The organism is Imperialibacter sp. (assembly GCF_040222385.1).
GTDB lineage: Bacteria > Bacteroidota > Bacteroidia > Cytophagales > Cyclobacteriaceae > Imperialibacter.
This window is the reverse complement of record NZ_JAVKDF010000027.1, coordinates 285,591-300,476: the sequence shown is the minus strand read 5'-3', so window position 1 is coordinate 300,476 and position 14,886 is coordinate 285,591. Positions and strand designations below refer to the sequence as shown.

The 14,886-nt window shown below is 46.4% G+C and carries 15 protein-coding genes and 2 tRNA genes; 9 read left to right on the top strand and 8 right to left on the bottom strand.

The features are described 5' to 3' along the window. Window positions 1-2: 2 nt before the first annotated feature. Entirely contained in the window at window positions 3-1,304 is a 1,302-nt protein-coding gene (locus tag RIG68_RS14245) for a DUF8457 domain-containing protein (protein WP_350123374.1), read from the bottom strand. Between the two features lie 30 nt (window positions 1,305-1,334). Between RIG68_RS14245 and RIG68_RS14240 the strand changes: the two genes are divergently transcribed. From RIG68_RS14240 to chrA, 7 genes are all read left to right on the top strand, one after another. Beyond that, the gene (locus tag RIG68_RS14240; protein ID WP_350123371.1) at window positions 1,335-1,658 is read left to right on the top strand and encodes a 2Fe-2S iron-sulfur cluster-binding protein; all 324 of its coding nucleotides are present in this window, start codon (window positions 1,335-1,337) and stop codon (window positions 1,656-1,658) included. An 8-nt stretch (window positions 1,659-1,666) separates the two neighbouring features. Next, the gene (locus RIG68_RS14235) at window positions 1,667-2,266 is read left to right on the top strand and encodes a thymidine kinase (protein WP_350072563.1); all 600 of its coding nucleotides are present in this window, start codon (window positions 1,667-1,669) and stop codon (window positions 2,264-2,266) included. Continuing rightward, complete coding sequence (porZ, locus tag RIG68_RS14230) at window positions 2,196-4,478, top strand: type IX secretion system anionic LPS delivery protein PorZ (RefSeq protein WP_350123369.1); 2,283 nt, start codon at window positions 2,196-2,198, stop codon at window positions 4,476-4,478. Before RIG68_RS14235 ends, porZ begins: the two co-directional genes overlap by 71 nt. 4 nt (window positions 4,479-4,482) lie before the next feature. Then, a complete protein-coding gene (gene recO, locus RIG68_RS14225; RefSeq protein ID WP_350123366.1) occupies window positions 4,483-5,175 on the top strand; it encodes a DNA repair protein RecO in 693 nt (230 codons plus the stop codon). 88 nt (window positions 5,176-5,263) lie between these two features. Then, window positions 5,264-5,722 (top strand): DUF4399 domain-containing protein, encoded by a 459-nt coding sequence (locus RIG68_RS14220; protein WP_350091912.1) that lies wholly within the window; start codon window positions 5,264-5,266, stop codon window positions 5,720-5,722. Window positions 5,723-5,832: 110 nt separating this feature from the next. Further along, complete coding sequence (locus RIG68_RS14215; RefSeq protein ID WP_350123362.1) at window positions 5,833-6,804, top strand: isopenicillin N synthase family dioxygenase; 972 nt, start codon at window positions 5,833-5,835, stop codon at window positions 6,802-6,804. A gap of 7 nt (window positions 6,805-6,811) precedes the next feature. Further along, entirely contained in the window at window positions 6,812-8,005 is a 1,194-nt protein-coding gene (chrA, locus tag RIG68_RS14210) for a chromate efflux transporter (protein WP_350123359.1), read from the top strand. Between the two features lie 56 nt (window positions 8,006-8,061). Here the strand turns inward: chrA and RIG68_RS14205 are convergent, their stop codons facing one another. From RIG68_RS14205 to RIG68_RS14185, 5 genes are all read right to left on the bottom strand, one after another. Beyond that, window positions 8,062-8,892, bottom strand: a complete 831-nt coding sequence (locus tag RIG68_RS14205; protein WP_350123356.1) for a universal stress protein — start codon at window positions 8,890-8,892, stop codon at window positions 8,062-8,064. A gap of 114 nt (window positions 8,893-9,006) precedes the next feature. Next, window positions 9,007-9,927: a hypothetical protein gene (locus RIG68_RS14200; RefSeq protein WP_350123353.1), complete on the bottom strand. Its 921-nt coding sequence runs from the start codon at window positions 9,925-9,927 to the stop codon at window positions 9,007-9,009. A gap of 68 nt (window positions 9,928-9,995) precedes the next feature. Continuing rightward, window positions 9,996-10,073, bottom strand: a tRNA-Val gene (locus tag RIG68_RS14195). A gap of 94 nt (window positions 10,074-10,167) precedes the next feature. Continuing rightward, window positions 10,168-10,338 (bottom strand): hypothetical protein, encoded by a 171-nt coding sequence (locus RIG68_RS14190; protein WP_350123350.1) that lies wholly within the window; start codon window positions 10,336-10,338, stop codon window positions 10,168-10,170. A 78-nt stretch (window positions 10,339-10,416) separates the two neighbouring features. Then, window positions 10,417-10,797: a DUF1573 domain-containing protein gene (locus RIG68_RS14185; RefSeq protein WP_350123347.1), complete on the bottom strand. Its 381-nt coding sequence runs from the start codon at window positions 10,795-10,797 to the stop codon at window positions 10,417-10,419. Between the two features lie 142 nt (window positions 10,798-10,939). Between RIG68_RS14185 and RIG68_RS14180 the strand changes: the two genes are divergently transcribed. Both RIG68_RS14180 and RIG68_RS14175 read left to right on the top strand, forming a co-directional pair. Next, entirely contained in the window at window positions 10,940-12,208 is a 1,269-nt protein-coding gene (locus RIG68_RS14180; RefSeq protein WP_350123344.1) for a sensor histidine kinase, read from the top strand. Beyond that, window positions 12,198-12,890 carry a response regulator transcription factor gene (locus RIG68_RS14175; RefSeq protein WP_350123341.1) on the top strand — a complete coding sequence of 231 codons (693 nt, stop codon included), beginning with the start codon at window positions 12,198-12,200 and terminating at the stop codon, window positions 12,888-12,890. Before RIG68_RS14180 ends, RIG68_RS14175 begins: the two co-directional genes overlap by 11 nt. An 11-nt stretch (window positions 12,891-12,901) precedes the next feature. Here RIG68_RS14175 and RIG68_RS14170 read toward each other — a convergent pair whose 3' ends face one another. Continuing rightward, window positions 12,902-14,656 carry a CocE/NonD family hydrolase gene (locus tag RIG68_RS14170; protein ID WP_350123339.1) on the bottom strand — a complete coding sequence of 585 codons (1,755 nt, stop codon included), beginning with the start codon at window positions 14,654-14,656 and terminating at the stop codon, window positions 12,902-12,904. Between the two features lie 124 nt (window positions 14,657-14,780). Then, window positions 14,781-14,856, bottom strand: a tRNA-His gene (locus RIG68_RS14165). Window positions 14,857-14,886 lie beyond the last annotated feature (30 nt).

Sequence of the window (14,886 nt, the reverse complement as noted above, 5' to 3'; positions counted from 1 at the left end):
GGCTAGCGAAACTTTTTGAAGACAATTTTAAGGAGCTCCTTTACCTCAGGAGCGTTCATGTCCCACTCCAGTTTTTTGGAATAGGTTTGGATAAGGAGTTCAACAGCATCGTCGAAACTATCGCAGCCCTCCACTTTCTTCATTGCGGCCAGAAAAACGTCGCTGTCACCATCAAACAACTCGTTAACAAACATATAGCGTTGATTAACCGTGATGCTGCCAGCTATGCTATCAATTTTTTGACTTTGATGCACCTCAGCCAAAGAAGGCCTTTGCTCGGCTTTTAGCTGCTCATGGAGCGGCGTTTTTTCAGACGAAAACTGCTTGTTCAAGGGTGCAGCATCCGGCTCAGCGTCATCATCGCTTTCTTCATCTCCCAAAAACTCAAATGAACCCTTGCCCTTAACCTCCTCCTCTGGCTGCGTTTCCTGCACTTCTTCCAAGGCATCATAGGAGGGTTTCTCGTCTTCCTCGTCGCCTTCCTCCTCGTCAACAAAACGTATCAACTCATCATCTTCGTCCTCTTCTGCCGTTTCGGCTGGGCCTCTGTCTTCCACAGTCATTGAGCTATCATCCTCCTCGTCTTCTGAGGTTTCACTCTCTTCCTCTTCCGGATTTTCATCAAAATCATCATCATTGTCGTCGTCATCTTCTTCCGACGAATCCTCCTCCTCTACAAAAGTTGAGAAATCAACCTGTGCTACTTCGCTAAACCTCTCCTCATACTCCTGGCGGTTTTCCATGGAGAGGTCTCCAGCAGCAAAAAGCTCATCGAGTAAAACAACAGCGTCGTCATGCGACAACTCGCCCTCCGCTTTCTCCTCAAAAAGCGCTACATAGCTTTCAAAAATTTCTTGATTGACCTTAATGTATTTTGAACTGTTTTTCAAATACTTGTCATTCAGCTTGCCGCTTTCGTGCCCGGTCAATTCCTCTCTGAAAAAATCGTAGGGAGTCACAATCAGTAAAATTGCTTCCCTGGTAGCTTGCTGTAGCAAAGGCTCAAAGTTCACCCTATTAACCTTTATCTGCTGGGAAAGCGCATTCATAAATGATAGAAGAGCCTTACGAACATCTTCATTTTTATAATTAAAATAGGGGCTCTGCAGGCGCAGCGTCTCTTTTTGCCATTTGCGAAAAAGAATTTTCAACACAAAATAATTCACCTGCTTTACAGGAGTTAAATCCACTATTTCCTTCCCCGAAATAGTATCAGTGCCTTCAAAGAAAGAATCACAAGCTCTCTTTGTAAACAATTCAGCAAACGCTTCTATAGCCTCATGATTCAGTTTGCTCTCCCGCATATATTTTGTTTCTTTTGCAAAGCTAGTTTTATGCCCAAGATCGTTATACAAAACCTGAATAACAAACGCCTATTCAGCGAAAATAGTGGCCGAACCCTCCTTTCTATTTTGCAGGAAAACTACATTGACTGGATGCACGCCTGCGGCGGCAAAGGGCGATGTACAACCTGCAAGGCGATCGTTCATGAAGGGCTGGCATTGCTTGGTGAACTGACCGAAGCGGAAAAAAAGTATGTGGAAATGGGTAGGCTGGAAGGCAAAGAGCGACTTGCCTGCCAGTGCCGGGTCTCGAACGATATTGAAATAAGTGTAGCGGATGAGAATAAATTCCCGCATATTGACTACACAGGATAAAGGAAAGAATGCTAATAGAGCCACATTTAGAAGGGTCGGGAAGGGAAAGCCGTCGGTCGGGCTGGATTGAGGTAATCTGTGGCTCCATGTTTTCGGGTAAAACAGAAGAGCTCATCAGGCGATTGAACAGGGCGGTAATTGCTGGACAGAAAGTGGAGATATTCAAACCTGCCATTGAGAAAAGATACCACGACAAAAATGTGGTGTCGCACAACGACCGAAGCATCCGGTCAACCCCTGTTCAATTTGCCGACGATGTTATTTTGCTGGCCGGAGAGAGCCAGGTGGTAGGCATAGACGAAGCTCAATTTTTTGATGACGAAATCGTTAACGTAAGTGTAGCACTTGCAAATAAAGGCAAGAGAGTGATACTGGCTGGCCTCGATATGGACTTTATGGGCAAGCCATTTGGCTGTATGCCACAGCTAATGGCTGTCGCAGAATTTGTGACAAAAATTCACGCAATATGTATGAACTGTGGCGACGTTGCTTCCTACTCATATCGTACTTCGTTGGGAAACAATAAAATAATGCTCGGTGAAAAAGAAGCCTATGAAGCAAGGTGCCGCAAATGCTTTTGGGAAGCTATGGGTAATGACAAGAAATAGAAAAAGCTCGCTAGTCTCTTTTGCACTTCTCTTGTTGACCGCTGTTGCCCAAGGGCAAAACGACATACCTGTGGGGCAGTGGCGAACGCACTTCAACTATAACCAGGGATATGGAGTAGTCAAGCTAAAGGAACAAATCTACAGCAACGCCTTTCATAGCCTGATAGAGGTTGACGGTGAAAACATGGCTATCAGAAAAATCACCAAAGCCAATGGTTTAAGCGATGTGGGTATCACAGCACTTGCGGCGCATGAGTCAAGCAGCTCTCTTCTCATTGGCTATGCCAATGGCAATATTGATATCCTCAAAGAGTCAGAGACTATTAATGTCAACGACCTGATGCGTGCCAATATCACTTCCAGTAAAGTCATTAACAATATCTTCGTCGGGGAAGAAACCTTTTTCGCTACTACCAGCTTTGGCATGCTGGAAATTGACCTGCACTCATTTCAGGTTGTGAATGACTATCGGGAGCTGGGAAGGAACGGAACGACCGTAGGCATTCTGGACGGAGGCATTAAAGGAGACAGCATTGTGCTTGCTACCACAGCCGGCATCATTTCAGGCCACCGAACCAATGCTAACCTGCTTGACTTCCGTAATTGGAAGCGATCGCTTGAGGGGGTAGGTCAAATTGATCTCATTGAAGTTTCCGAAGAAATTTCCTACGCTGCCAGCACGCAGGGGCGGCTATGGGTAAATGAAGGAAGAGGCTGGGAGGAAATCACGTTTACTACTAAACCCGAGTTTCTCACGCTCCAAAATGGAGAGTTGCTGTATGGAAAAGGAAACCAACTCTCCAAACGATCTGTAAATGGGCAAACCTCTGCCTTTACCCTGGGAAACAGCTCAGTGGTGGCAGACGCCTTTGTCGACGGTGGAACCATCTGGTTTGCAGATGAAAAAAATGGTTTGGGCCAGTCTACCGCAGAGGGAATCGCCTACTATTTGTTGAATGGCCCGTTCGAAAGTACCATTGCCGATGTTTCGGCGATCGGCAATACAGTTTTTAGCCTCGGTGGCGGTTTTGAGTATAATGGCCTTATTCCATTTAACCGAAACGCATCCGTGTCGATTTTTAGCACCGAAGGCTGGACGAACGTTCAGCCCGGAGATCTTTCTGTTTTCAAGGACGCATCATCCGTTGTCTCTACAAGTGGCTCCAACGATTTTTATGTCCTGGCCTATGGAAAAGGCATCATTCAAAACAGCTCCGGTAAGCTCATAGACCACCAAACGCCGGGCAGCCTCATTCAGGCGACCAACGGCTTTGTGCCTGTGACATCCATGGCCGTAGATCAAAATAACAACCTGATTATCTCCTCCAATCAGGCCAGCAACAAGTACATGATGATGCTTGCCGATGGCAGCTGGGAACCTCTTAGCTTTATTCCCAATACAGCACCGCCAGCCGTATCTCTTCAGCAAAACAGCTTTGGCGATTTCTGGGGCATTTTGCCACATTCGTCAAATAGCGGAGTCATTGTTTTCAACATCGATTCGAAAGAATACAGAATCATCAATACTGGATCGGGTCTGAACTCGTCAACGGTGGCTGACCTCGCCTTCGACAAAGATGACTATACCTGGCTGGCAACATCAGGCGGCTTGACCATTGTAGCCAACACCTACGAAGTGTTCGACCCAGTTGACCTTTTGATCTCCTATCCGGTGGCAGAGAACGCTTTTGTATTGAACGAAGAAGCCGTTCAGGCGATAGAAATTGACGGAGCAAACAGAAAGTGGATTGGTACAGACAAAGGCTTGTTCCTTCTCGATGAGTATGGGGCGGGAACTCTGACCTCTTTTACCAGAGAAAGTAGCCCTTTAGCCAGCAACGATGTGCAGCAATTGACAATTAATAATAGCTCGGGTGAGCTCTTCGTGCTTACTTCTGGTGGACTGGTGTCGTACAGAACAACGGCAACAGCTCCGAGCAAGGCCATGCAAAAGGCAAAGATCTTCCCAAACCCTGTGAGGCCTGGCTTCAATGGTGTGGTGGCCATCGAGGGTCTCGCCTACGATGCAGTAGTGAAAATCACCAACGAAGCAGGTCGCCTGGTCAGAGAAATGGTCAGCACAGGCGGAACAGCGACCTGGAACCTGGCCGACTACAATGGAGCCAGAGTCTCCTCCGGCATTTACATTGTGTTTGCCGCCACACGAGACGGCAGTCAATCAGTGGTCGGAAAAATCGCTGTAATCAACTAGAGCCATGCTACAGAAAACCCGTGGCATCGCTATCAACTACATCAAATACCGGGACACGTCGATTATCTCCCGCATTTATACCGAGGATTTTGGTTTGCAGTCTTACATTGTTAATGGAGTAAGGTCGGCCAAATCAAAAGGAAAGATGGCGCTATACCAGCCACTCACATTATTGGATTTGGTAATCTATCATAAAGACGGAGCGCAACTCAATCGTATTTCAGAAATAAAGTGTTTTTATCCGTATCAACATATTCCCTTTGAAATACGAAAAACGACTATCGGCATCTTTTTGGGTGAGGTACTGAGCAAGATCGTAAGGGAAAACGAGCATGATCATGCTGGTCAGTTTGATTTTGTGGCCAAGTCGCTCAAAGAGTTCGACACGCTGAGCGTCAATTTCGAAAGCTTTCACCTACAGTTCCTTGTTAAGTTTACACAGTACCTGGGTTTTGACCTGGTGAACACTGAAGACCTGTACCAGCAAGTTTATCACCTGACGAAAAGTGATGTGCTCTCAAAGGAAGTCCTGGCATTCATTGAGTTTTTGTACCACGCTCCTTACAATCATGAAATGAAAGCCACACTGGAAATTAAAAGAGAGGCCTTGAAAAATGTCATCAGCTTCTACGATCACCACCTGGGCACCCTGGGCTCACTCAAGTCGGTGGAGGTATTGCGACAAATTCTTCATTAAGCGTCTCCTCACGAATCTATTTGCTACTATGATGGTTATTTCGTGGTAAGAGTTATAATTTTACACGAACCAACAAAAATTGTCAATTATGAGAAAAATTCTTTTAGGAGCTATGGTAGCATTTGGTGTATATGCATGCTCTAGCCCAAAAACAGAAAACACAGAAGAGACGGCCAGCACTCCGGAAGCAACAGAAACTGTTGCCGAAGCAGTTAAGCCCCGGGTGTTTTTCAAATCTCCTGCCGACGGAGCCACGGTAAGCAGCCCTGTATTTGTGGAAATGGGTGTGGAAGGCATGCAGGTTGAACCAGCAGGACAGGTAAAAGAAGGATTTGGCCATCATCACATACTTATCAATCAGGAATTTTGGCCAAAAGGTGAGGTAATTCCCGCCAGTGATTCAACCATTCATTTTGGCAAAGGCCAGACTGACACCCAGCTTGAGCTTGCTCCAGGCGACTACACTATCTCGCTGCAATTTGCTGATGGAGTACACACATCGTATGGACCTGACATGGCCGCCAGCATCAAGATTACCGTGAAGTAATTTCTATAAAACAGCTAAAAAGCCACCATACTTAGTCAACGTGACTTGAAAGTTAGTATGGTGGCTTTTTTTTTCGTTTTTCACTATCATTATACAAAATACAAGCAACTATGGCCCAGGTCCTATTTGATGCGGTTCCCTCTCTCGATTTGGCTGATTTCACTTCTGGAGACGCTGAAAAAAAGAAAGAATTTGTTGAGAAACTCGGGGAAGCATACAACAACATAGGCTTTGTTTCTATCAAAAATCACGGCTTGACCGACGAATTACAGCAAAAGCTCTACAGTATCATCAAGAAGTTCTTTGACGAACCTGACGCAGTAAAACAAAAATATGAAAAGCCGGAGCTGGCTGGTCAAAGGGGGTATATTTCCAAGGGAAAGGAGCATGCGAAGGGAAGGTCGACCGGCGATTTAAAAGAGTTTTATCATATCGGCCAGGAAGTAACCGACAACGACCCGATCAAAGAGGAGTACCCTGACAATATTTGGCCTGAAGAGAATCCAGAATTCGAAGGAATTGCCCTGACAGCTTACAGAACTATTGAAAATGCAGGAAGAGCGATGCTGAGAGCCATTGCATTGTATCTTGAGCTAGAGGAAGACTATTTTGAATCAAGGGTAAAAAATGGGAACAGTATCCTGAGACCGATTCATTATTTTCCGATTGAGAATCCCGACGCCATTCCGGCCGATGCGGTAAGGGCAGCCGAACATGGTGACATCAACCTAATTACGCTCTTGATGGGAGCCAGTGCCGATGGCCTCCAGGTTTTGAGGCGGGACGGAAAGTGGATTCCAATTACCGCACTACCTGAGCAGTTGGTTGTGAACGTTGGCGACATGCTCGCCAGGTTGACCAACGACAAGCTTAAAAGCACTATCCACCGGGTAGTAAACCCACCAAGAGCGCTCATGCATACGTCAAGGTATTCGATTCCTTTTTTTATGCATCCCCGGTCCGATATGGATCTCACCTGCCTGGAAAGCTGTGTTGATAGTGAACATCCTAAAAAATACGATGACATAACAGCTGGAGCCTTCCTCCAACAGAGGTTAGCTGAAATAGGCCTCAAGAAATAGTATTGCCATGCGCAATATTCGCAATTTCATCTTTCTCAAAGACGTTTTCATCCTCGCCATCACTTCATTTGGCGGTGCTCAAGCACATTTTGCCATCATTCTCGACAGGATGGTGAAGCTCAGGGCATATTTAACGGAAGAGGAGTTGATAGAGCTTCATGCGCTGTGCAACCTGCTACCCGGCCCCACCTCTACACAAACAATTACCGCTATAGGCTTCAAAAGGGGAGGGCCGCCTTTGGCATATCTGACACTGCTGGTTTGGATTTTGCCAGCTGTGACTATCATGACGGCGGCCGCCATCCTGATCAACAGCCTACAGGTGAAAGAGCTCAGCCTCCATTTTACCCGGTTCATCCAGCCCATGGCGATAGCCTTCGTTGCCTATTCTGCCGTGCTTATCTGGGGCAAGGTGATAAAAAGCCGAACCAGCATTTTTTTAGCCATTGGGTCGGCAGTAATCTCCTATTTTATCAGCTCTCCCTATTTGTTCCCTGTACTCTTACTTGCAGGTGGGGTAATTTCATCCACCAAATACAAAAGGCACGAAAAAGAAGAGCGTCAAAAGATAAACATCGTATGGGCCAACTTTTTCCTTTGGGCAGGCGTGCTGATATTTGCAGCCCTACTTGGCGCAGCTACAAAGTACCAGGCCATTACGCTGCCCATAAGGCTATTTGAGAACTTTTATCGGAACGGAAGCCTCATCTTTGGTGGGGGACAGGTGCTTGTTCCATTTCTCTATACAGAGTTTGTTGAATTTAAAAGCTACCTCAGCTCAGAGGAGTTTCTTTCGGGCTACGCCCTGGTGCAAGCCATTCCCGGCCCTACCTTTTCCTTCAGTGCCTTTATTGGTGCGCTGACGATGCGAGAATGGGGGACAAGCGGTGAAATAATGGGTGCGGTTATCGCCTCTGTAGGTGTGTTTCTCCCAGGCACTTTCCTGATCTTCTTCGTATCCAGATTTTGGGATCAGCTTAAAAAATACCGGCCTGTGAAAGCCTCACTGGAGGGGATCAACGCCGCCAGTGCGGGCATGGTAGTGGCAGCGGCTTTTTTGCTTTACCAGCCCCTGGAGCAAAACCTCCTCAATATTCTGGTGATCATTATTACTTTTCTGGTGCTTCAGTTCACTAAAATGCCTCGCCCCATTATAATTCTTATTGGCTTTGCCCTGGGTTTTGTATTCAAAGGCCAATAAAAAACCCTGAGTGCTTGTACCCAGGGTCTTGATGCCAAATAGCCATCTATATTGTGTTACTCGTGAAAGGTGAGCAAAGGCACCTTGACACCCATGGCTACTTTTTTCGTAACGCTGCTTTTGAAAATCTTTTCAAATAGAGAATGCTTTCTTGGCATCATGGCAATCATATCAGCTGAGTTTTTTTCGGCAAATTCAAAAAGCCCGGCCCTTACGTCATCATTCTTTGTAGTCTCGAAAGAGTGCTTAATGTTCTTAAGAAATTTGTCGACTTTGAAGCTCTCCACCAGGCGGCTAAATGGAAATTTGTCATCCTCAGTAACATTGACTATTGTGATTTCAGCTTCGAAAAGCTCGGCAATATCCTTCAACGGACTTAGCCTTCCTATTGACTCTATCTTATTGAAGTCAGCAGCAAATACTATCTTCTTCGGTTTGAATTGTTTGGTAGTTTCAGGCACCACCAGCACTGGCACATCAGCAATTCGAATCACTTCGCTGCTTACCCCGCCGAGCAGCTTCTCAAGCGTGTCATGACTGCCTTTTGTGCCCATCACAATCATATCAATCTTCTTGGTTTCCATCGCCGTATAAATAGCGTCAATGGTGAAAGATATATACGCTCTATGATCATGCTTAACATCCTTCAACCCTGGAATTTCTTCATCCAAAGCGTCGAATTTCTTGTCTATTTCCTCCTCGTACTCTTCCAGCATTGGTTCAATCATGGCCTGGCCACCAATGTCCATATGGGGCGTTGGCACATGAATGGCGTTAATAAGGTGGATTTTTGCACCCAGCTTCTTGCTAAGGTCTACCGCAATTCTAACGGCGTTCTTTGAACACGGAGAGAAGTCTGTCGGTACAAGTATGTTTTTGATGTTCATGTCTTTGTAGGATTACAAGGTTGCTAATTAAGAGTAAACTTAAAGCATCCCGATTCCGCCTGACATGACCTCAATATTCAGAAAACCTGATTTTAGTCAGATTTGAACAATATGCTACTTAATCTGCTGTTTCCTGTGGTATAAGTAGAAGTGTTGTGGGCCGTTAAAGTTTTTTCCCTCGCTTAAGGTAACATAGCCATGGCCGTTTACTGTAAACGCAACTGCCTCCCCTTGCGGTTCGGGTTGGTAGGGAAGCCGATGTGGATTTGCCTTGATCGCTTCCAGCCAGGGAACGTCTGGCTCCTTCTTCCAGTAAAATATCGATTCGTAGTTTTTAAGTAAAAGCTCCTGTCCATCTGGCGATATGTCTCCCGACACAATCATCCAGAACGGGATGCCACCCACCTTGTGCAGCACATAGGGTTCGGGGGTCTGCTCCGCAAAAGGCCAGTGATAAACAATAACATTGTCCCCTCTTTTAGATATAACAATGATGTCACTATTGGTGGGGTCGACCAGCAAGGTTTCCGCATCCCGGGCACCATCAGGATACTGAAATTGATATGTGGAAAAATCGCTGATACCGAGGGATTGAACGCCTTCGGATATATTCAATTCAGGTTCCGGAAACGAATAGATTGAATAATTGCCATAAGCAGCTCTATTGTCACCAGTTTCACCAACGTAAAGCAAATAGCCTTCGTCCAGTCCTGGGCCAATGGCGATATCCTCCCAGTCACGGTTGATCACTCCCTGCAACCTTACTTCAGCTTTGAGCTGAGCCATGCTGTCGATCAGGTAAACAGAAGGACTGCCTCCGCTATCGTTGTGCGCCCAATAAAAGCCGGGGTATTTTCGACTGGCTACTATCCCTGAAATTTCGTCGAGGCTACTTTCTGTTATGACTCCCATCGAGGTAGCTGCTTCGAAGGGTGCTCTCGCCTTTTCCTCAGCGTAGTCACTCCTATCGCTTTTGCCATGGCAAGCTGCCAAAGCTATAAAGCAAAGGGCATAAAAAGCGATTCTAAATGACATCAAAACCTTGTTTAGATAGGCGGGGTGGAAACTTGTATTCTGGAAGCCAGGGTTGTTATCGGCTGCATTGGTGGGAAGTACAGGACTCGAACCTGCGACCCCCGCCCTGTCAAGGCGGTGCTCTAAACCAACTGAGCTAACTTCCCAAATGACACATCGAAGCTGCAACGTGCGACTTGCTAGCCAGCAAAGTTTGAGAAACAATTCGAAATAAACAAAGGCTTAAATGGGGAGGTCGGATTAGCAAGCGCTAAAAAAGTCGGTCGCTGCCTTGATGATGGGCTTTTCGAAAATGGCAGTTATGCCCACCGCCACTCCTACGACTACGGCCACTATAGTCAATGCATTGCGAATTCCTGTAGGCAGGTCTTTTGGGTTGGTAAAGTACTTCATGGGCTTCTTGCTTACCATCTTCGTCTTTCAAGGTCAGGTTAAAAAATGGACGGGTATAGCACTGAAACAGAAATCAGCGACTATACCCTTATACTATTATTCTACTACTTCTCCCTTAATGGTCAGCACAATTGGGGCTTCGGATCCACTGTGATAGACACTCACAGTCTTACTAAAAGCCCCTGTCTTTGCAGCATTATAAGTAGCTTTCACAAACCCTTCACTACCCTCTCCAATACTACCCTTCGTATAGTCCGTTACGGTGCATCCACAAGATGCTGTCACTTTAGTGATGGTAATTGACTCGCTGGAGGGGTTCGTAAAATCAAAGTTGTGGCTTGCGGGAGCTCCCTTTTCGATCTTACCAAAGTCGTAAGTCATTGCCTTGAATGACAATGACTCGGCGGTTGGACGAAAACTTGAAAGGGCGATAAAGGCGATGAAGAGCCCTGCTAGTGCAACAATGTTCTTTTTCATAATTAATGTGTTTTAGTGAAAAAATAAATAATGATTCAAATGTCCGTACTGAAGCTTTAAAAGGCTGTTAATGAAAGCATAACAAGTGTTAATGAAATGTTAATGACACACTGTTCATCAATGGATTGTTTAATTTTGAATCATGAGGACTCGTTCAATCAGGCTTATCACCTCACTCGGAGCACTCTCAGTAGCCGGGGTTCTGCTGATTCAATTTCTTTGGATCAGGCAGGCCTACATTGCCGAATCCAGAACTTTCGACCATAATCTTCATCTCGCACTACGCAATGTTGTCGAGTCGCTGTGCCAAACCGATGGCCTTGATGTGCCAGCGTACAATCCCATTGAGCAGATATCGGCTAATTACTATATCGTACGAACTTCGCAGGTATTACAGCCCCGAACCCTGGAATACTTCCTGAAAGCCGAATTGAACAAGCGAAATATTTTCACCGATTTTGAGTATGGCATATACGATTGCCAGTCGCAACTCATGGTATATGGAAATCAGGTTTCAGAAAACAAAGGGAAACTGGTCAAGGCGAGCTTCCCGTCACTAAAAGAAGACCAGTATTATTTTGGGGTGCTGTTTCCTTCAAGACAAGGGTACCTTCTGGGCAGGATGGACTTTCTGGTGTACTCTTCGGGAGGGCTACTGCTTGTGATAGGGTTCTTCGCCTACGCCATGGTTGTGATGACAAGGCAAAAAAGACTCTCAGAAATTCAGCGGGACTTTATTAACAACATGACACATGAGTTCAAGACTCCCTTGTCGACCATTAAGCTGTCGGCAGAAGTAATCCGGTCGGCCAATGAAAAGGACTCGAAAGAACGGCTTCACAAATACGCTTCTTTGATCGAAAAAGAGGCCGACAGATTGCAAAGCCATGTGGAAGAGGTGCTACAAATAGCGTTGGTAGAAAAAAACAAGCTGCAATTGCATATGGAGGTACAGTCGGTAGCCGACCTGCTAAAGGAGTTTGACCAAACTGCCAGCGAAAAAATGCAAACCGTTAACGGCAAATGGCAGCTCAAATGCGATTGCAATGACAGTAAGATAAAAGCCGACGCCCTCCACTTTCAAAATGTGCTGGGCAATTTGCTTGACAACTCCATTAAGTATTCCGAGGGCGCCCCCGTCATCACACTTGATGTTACCGACACTGACCACGACGTACTTCTTTTATTTAAAGACGAGGGGAGGGGTATTCCTGCTCCATCGTTGAAACACGTTTTCAAGAAATTTTACCGGGTGCCAAATGGGGATGTGCAGGACGTTTCAGGTTTCGGGTTGGGCCTGTTTTACGTAAAGCAAATAGTCAAAGCCCATAACGGTGACATTACAGTAAGTTCAACACACGGTAGGGGAACGACTTTTCAAATCAAAATCCCAGTGGTTCATGAAAAATAGGCCAAAGCTGTTGTTGGTAGAGGATGACCCAAGCCTGGGCTTCGTGCTAAAGGACAATCTGGAGCAAGGTGGCTATGAGGTGGTTCATGCCACAAACGGGCTGGATGCTCAGCAATTTTTTAAAGCCAACACTTTCGACCTATGCCTTCTGGACATTATGCTGCCAAAAGTAGACGGGTTCACATTGGCAAAAAGCATCCGGGCGACCAATTCATCCGTTCCAATCCTTTTCATCACAGCCCGCTCGCTTCAGGAAGACAAGCTGAAGGGCTTCTCCATTGGAGCAGATGATTACATCACCAAGCCATTCAGTATGGAGGAGTTGCTTTTTCGTGTCGCTGTGTTTGTTAAAAGAACCACGCCTACCGAAGAAAGGCCAACTTCTCAGCAGCTAGGCATTGGCGAGTATACACTCGACACCGACACGCTCCGCTTGCGATTCAAAGACGGTGAGACCAAGCTAACCCGAAGAGAAAACGACTTGCTTTTCATGCTGGTGTGTCGCAAAAATCAGCTGGTGAAAAGAGACGAAATTCTTTTACAGCTCTGGGGCGACGACGACTATTTTGCCGGAAGAAGCCTTGACGTATTTGTATCACGTCTCAGAAAGTATCTCCGACACGATCCGAATGTTCAAATTGAGAACCATCACAGCGTCGGCTTTCAGCTTAGAGTAAAATAAAAGCGCAGCGGCTACTTTTTCACTGTTGGCAGGATCAATTTGGAAGTATTCTTACCACCCACATAGACTTTATTGACAGCCGGAATCAGGTTTGTTTCTGTGGCAATATTAGTTCCTGTGTTCGGGTTCGGGTCGTAATGCGGAAAGCTGCTGCTGGTAATGTACAGCCTGATACGGTGTCCCGCCTTGAACAAATTAGCCGTCGCCATGTTGTCGATAGATATTGGGTAAACCTTCTCCGGCTCCATCAACACCTGCTTGTCAAACCCTTCCCGGTAGCGCATCCTTAAATAGCCCGCATCCAGCCCACTCAGGTTAATTGACTTGCCGTCGGGATAGACATCGCAAAGCACTATATGAAAATCAGTGTCTTTAGCCGATGAGCTAACCGCCAACGCAGCCTCCACCAGGCCGATTACTTCGATGTCCTCCTGCAAAACTTCAGAGGTAAACACCAACACATCCTCCCGGGCTTCGATTGCTCTTTGGTCGAAGGGATAGCTTTTTTCGAAACTTTTATCATACACGGGATTATTTGGATCAAAGGTGTAAGACATGGCTTTCGCCCTTTTTGACGGCTGCAATACAAGTTCACCACTTTTGTTGTTGGCACCGGCGACCAAATAAAACGTGGTGCTTTCGATATTGGGTACGGGCCAGTCGCTAAACGTTTTCCATTCATTAGCGCCCATCACAAAAACACTCACAGGGTCAGGCATGGGAGCCTCCTCTTCTTTTAATTGAATGGTGAACCAGTCGATCAAAACCCTGTCGAAGTCAAAGCCAGCCGACGGCCCAAAGCTGACTTCTCCGAAATCTGTCTTCCTCACGGTTACCGACGTGTGGTTCCATGGGCCAAGAATCAGTGTGGTTTGTTCTCTGGCTACCTCGGTAGCGGCTTTTGTTTTCATTTCCTGAAAAGCCTGAATAGCACCTAGGGGCCCATAGGCAGCATCGTACCAGCCACTGAGAAGCAAAGCAGGTGCCTGCATTTTCTCAAAGTCTTTTTCTACCGAGGCAAAGTCCCACCAGTCTGATTTGTCAGGGTGCGAGAGCCAATCGTAATAATATGGGGCGTACTTCTGAAGCAAGGGCATTTCAGCCAGAGGCCTGTACTTGTACCATTGATCCCGGTCTTTCGCCCACGGTTCGTAGGCGTCGTTATCCAGCCAAGGGCCAGAGGTGTCATTGGCTTTTTTACGAAGGTCAGGGACTATGAACGGCATAAACCAGTCGAGCCAAACAAGAGAAAAGGCTCCGCCGAAATAATAAAAATAGTGGCTATTGATAGGGGTCATGTCGGGTGCCGCAGCTTTAAGCGCCCCGGGTGCCTCTGACAATGACAACCACTGAACAATGCCCGGGTAGGAGCCCCCATAGGTGCCGACTCTTCCGTTCACATAGGGCTGTTTGCCCACCCATTCTATTAAATCATAGCCATCGGGCCGCTCCTGATGATAAGCTCTGAATTCCCCCTCGCTCCCGAAACGCCCCCTAACGTCCACCAGAAAGACGGCAAACCCTTCTTTTGCTGCAGCAAGCGGAAACATGGCGTAACCATCATACTCATCTTTGCCATAGGGCGTCCTGTACACAATGGCGGGAAACCTGCCTTCTCCTGCTGGCTTATACAGAATAGCCTCCAGGTTGACTCCGTCCCTCATGGGAATTTTGACCACTTCTCGTTGAATGTTCCATGCTTGTGGCTGAGCCACCAGTGGGATTGCCAAAAAACTGAGAAGAAAAGAAAAGATCAATTTTTTCATCGCACAACGGGTTAAAGTCATGTCAAGTAAATCATTGAAACCGGAAACGAAAAATGATATTTGACTCGTTGGGAAAAAATAGAGCATAAAAAAAGCCCTCTGCGAGGGCTTCTTCATTTCACAAGGGTGGAAGACCGGGTTCGAACCGGCGACCTCCTGAACCACAATCAGGCGCTCTAACCAGCTGAGCTACAACCACCATGTAATTTTGGGACTGCAAAGTTAATGGC

Excerpts from the sequence above, each read along its gene's own strand:
- RIG68_RS14245 (WP_350123374.1), bottom strand. The coding sequence starts at position 1,304 with ATGCGGGAGAGCAAACTGAATCATGAGGCTATAGAAGCGTTTGCTGAA.
- RIG68_RS14240 (WP_350123371.1), top strand. The coding sequence starts at position 1,335 with ATGCCCAAGATCGTTATACAAAACCTGAATAACAAACGCCTATTCAGC.
- RIG68_RS14235 (WP_350072563.1), top strand. The coding sequence starts at position 1,667 with ATGCTAATAGAGCCACATTTAGAAGGGTCGGGAAGGGAAAGCCGTCGG.
- recO (WP_350123366.1), top strand. The coding sequence starts at position 4,483 with ATGCTACAGAAAACCCGTGGCATCGCTATCAACTACATCAAATACCGG.
- RIG68_RS14220 (WP_350091912.1), top strand. The coding sequence starts at position 5,264 with ATGAGAAAAATTCTTTTAGGAGCTATGGTAGCATTTGGTGTATATGCA.
- RIG68_RS14215 (WP_350123362.1), top strand. The coding sequence starts at position 5,833 with ATGGCCCAGGTCCTATTTGATGCGGTTCCCTCTCTCGATTTGGCTGAT.
- chrA (WP_350123359.1), top strand. The coding sequence starts at position 6,812 with ATGCGCAATATTCGCAATTTCATCTTTCTCAAAGACGTTTTCATCCTC.
- RIG68_RS14205 (WP_350123356.1), bottom strand. The coding sequence starts at position 8,892 with ATGAACATCAAAAACATACTTGTACCGACAGACTTCTCTCCGTGTTCA.
- RIG68_RS14200 (WP_350123353.1), bottom strand. The coding sequence starts at position 9,927 with ATGTCATTTAGAATCGCTTTTTATGCCCTTTGCTTTATAGCTTTGGCA.
- RIG68_RS14190 (WP_350123350.1), bottom strand. The coding sequence starts at position 10,338 with ATGGTAAGCAAGAAGCCCATGAAGTACTTTACCAACCCAAAAGACCTG.
- RIG68_RS14185 (WP_350123347.1), bottom strand. The coding sequence starts at position 10,797 with ATGAAAAAGAACATTGTTGCACTAGCAGGGCTCTTCATCGCCTTTATC.
- RIG68_RS14180 (WP_350123344.1), top strand. The coding sequence starts at position 10,940 with ATGAGGACTCGTTCAATCAGGCTTATCACCTCACTCGGAGCACTCTCA.
- RIG68_RS14175 (WP_350123341.1), top strand. The coding sequence starts at position 12,198 with ATGAAAAATAGGCCAAAGCTGTTGTTGGTAGAGGATGACCCAAGCCTG.
- RIG68_RS14170 (WP_350123339.1), bottom strand. The coding sequence starts at position 14,656 with ATGAAAAAATTGATCTTTTCTTTTCTTCTCAGTTTTTTGGCAATCCCA.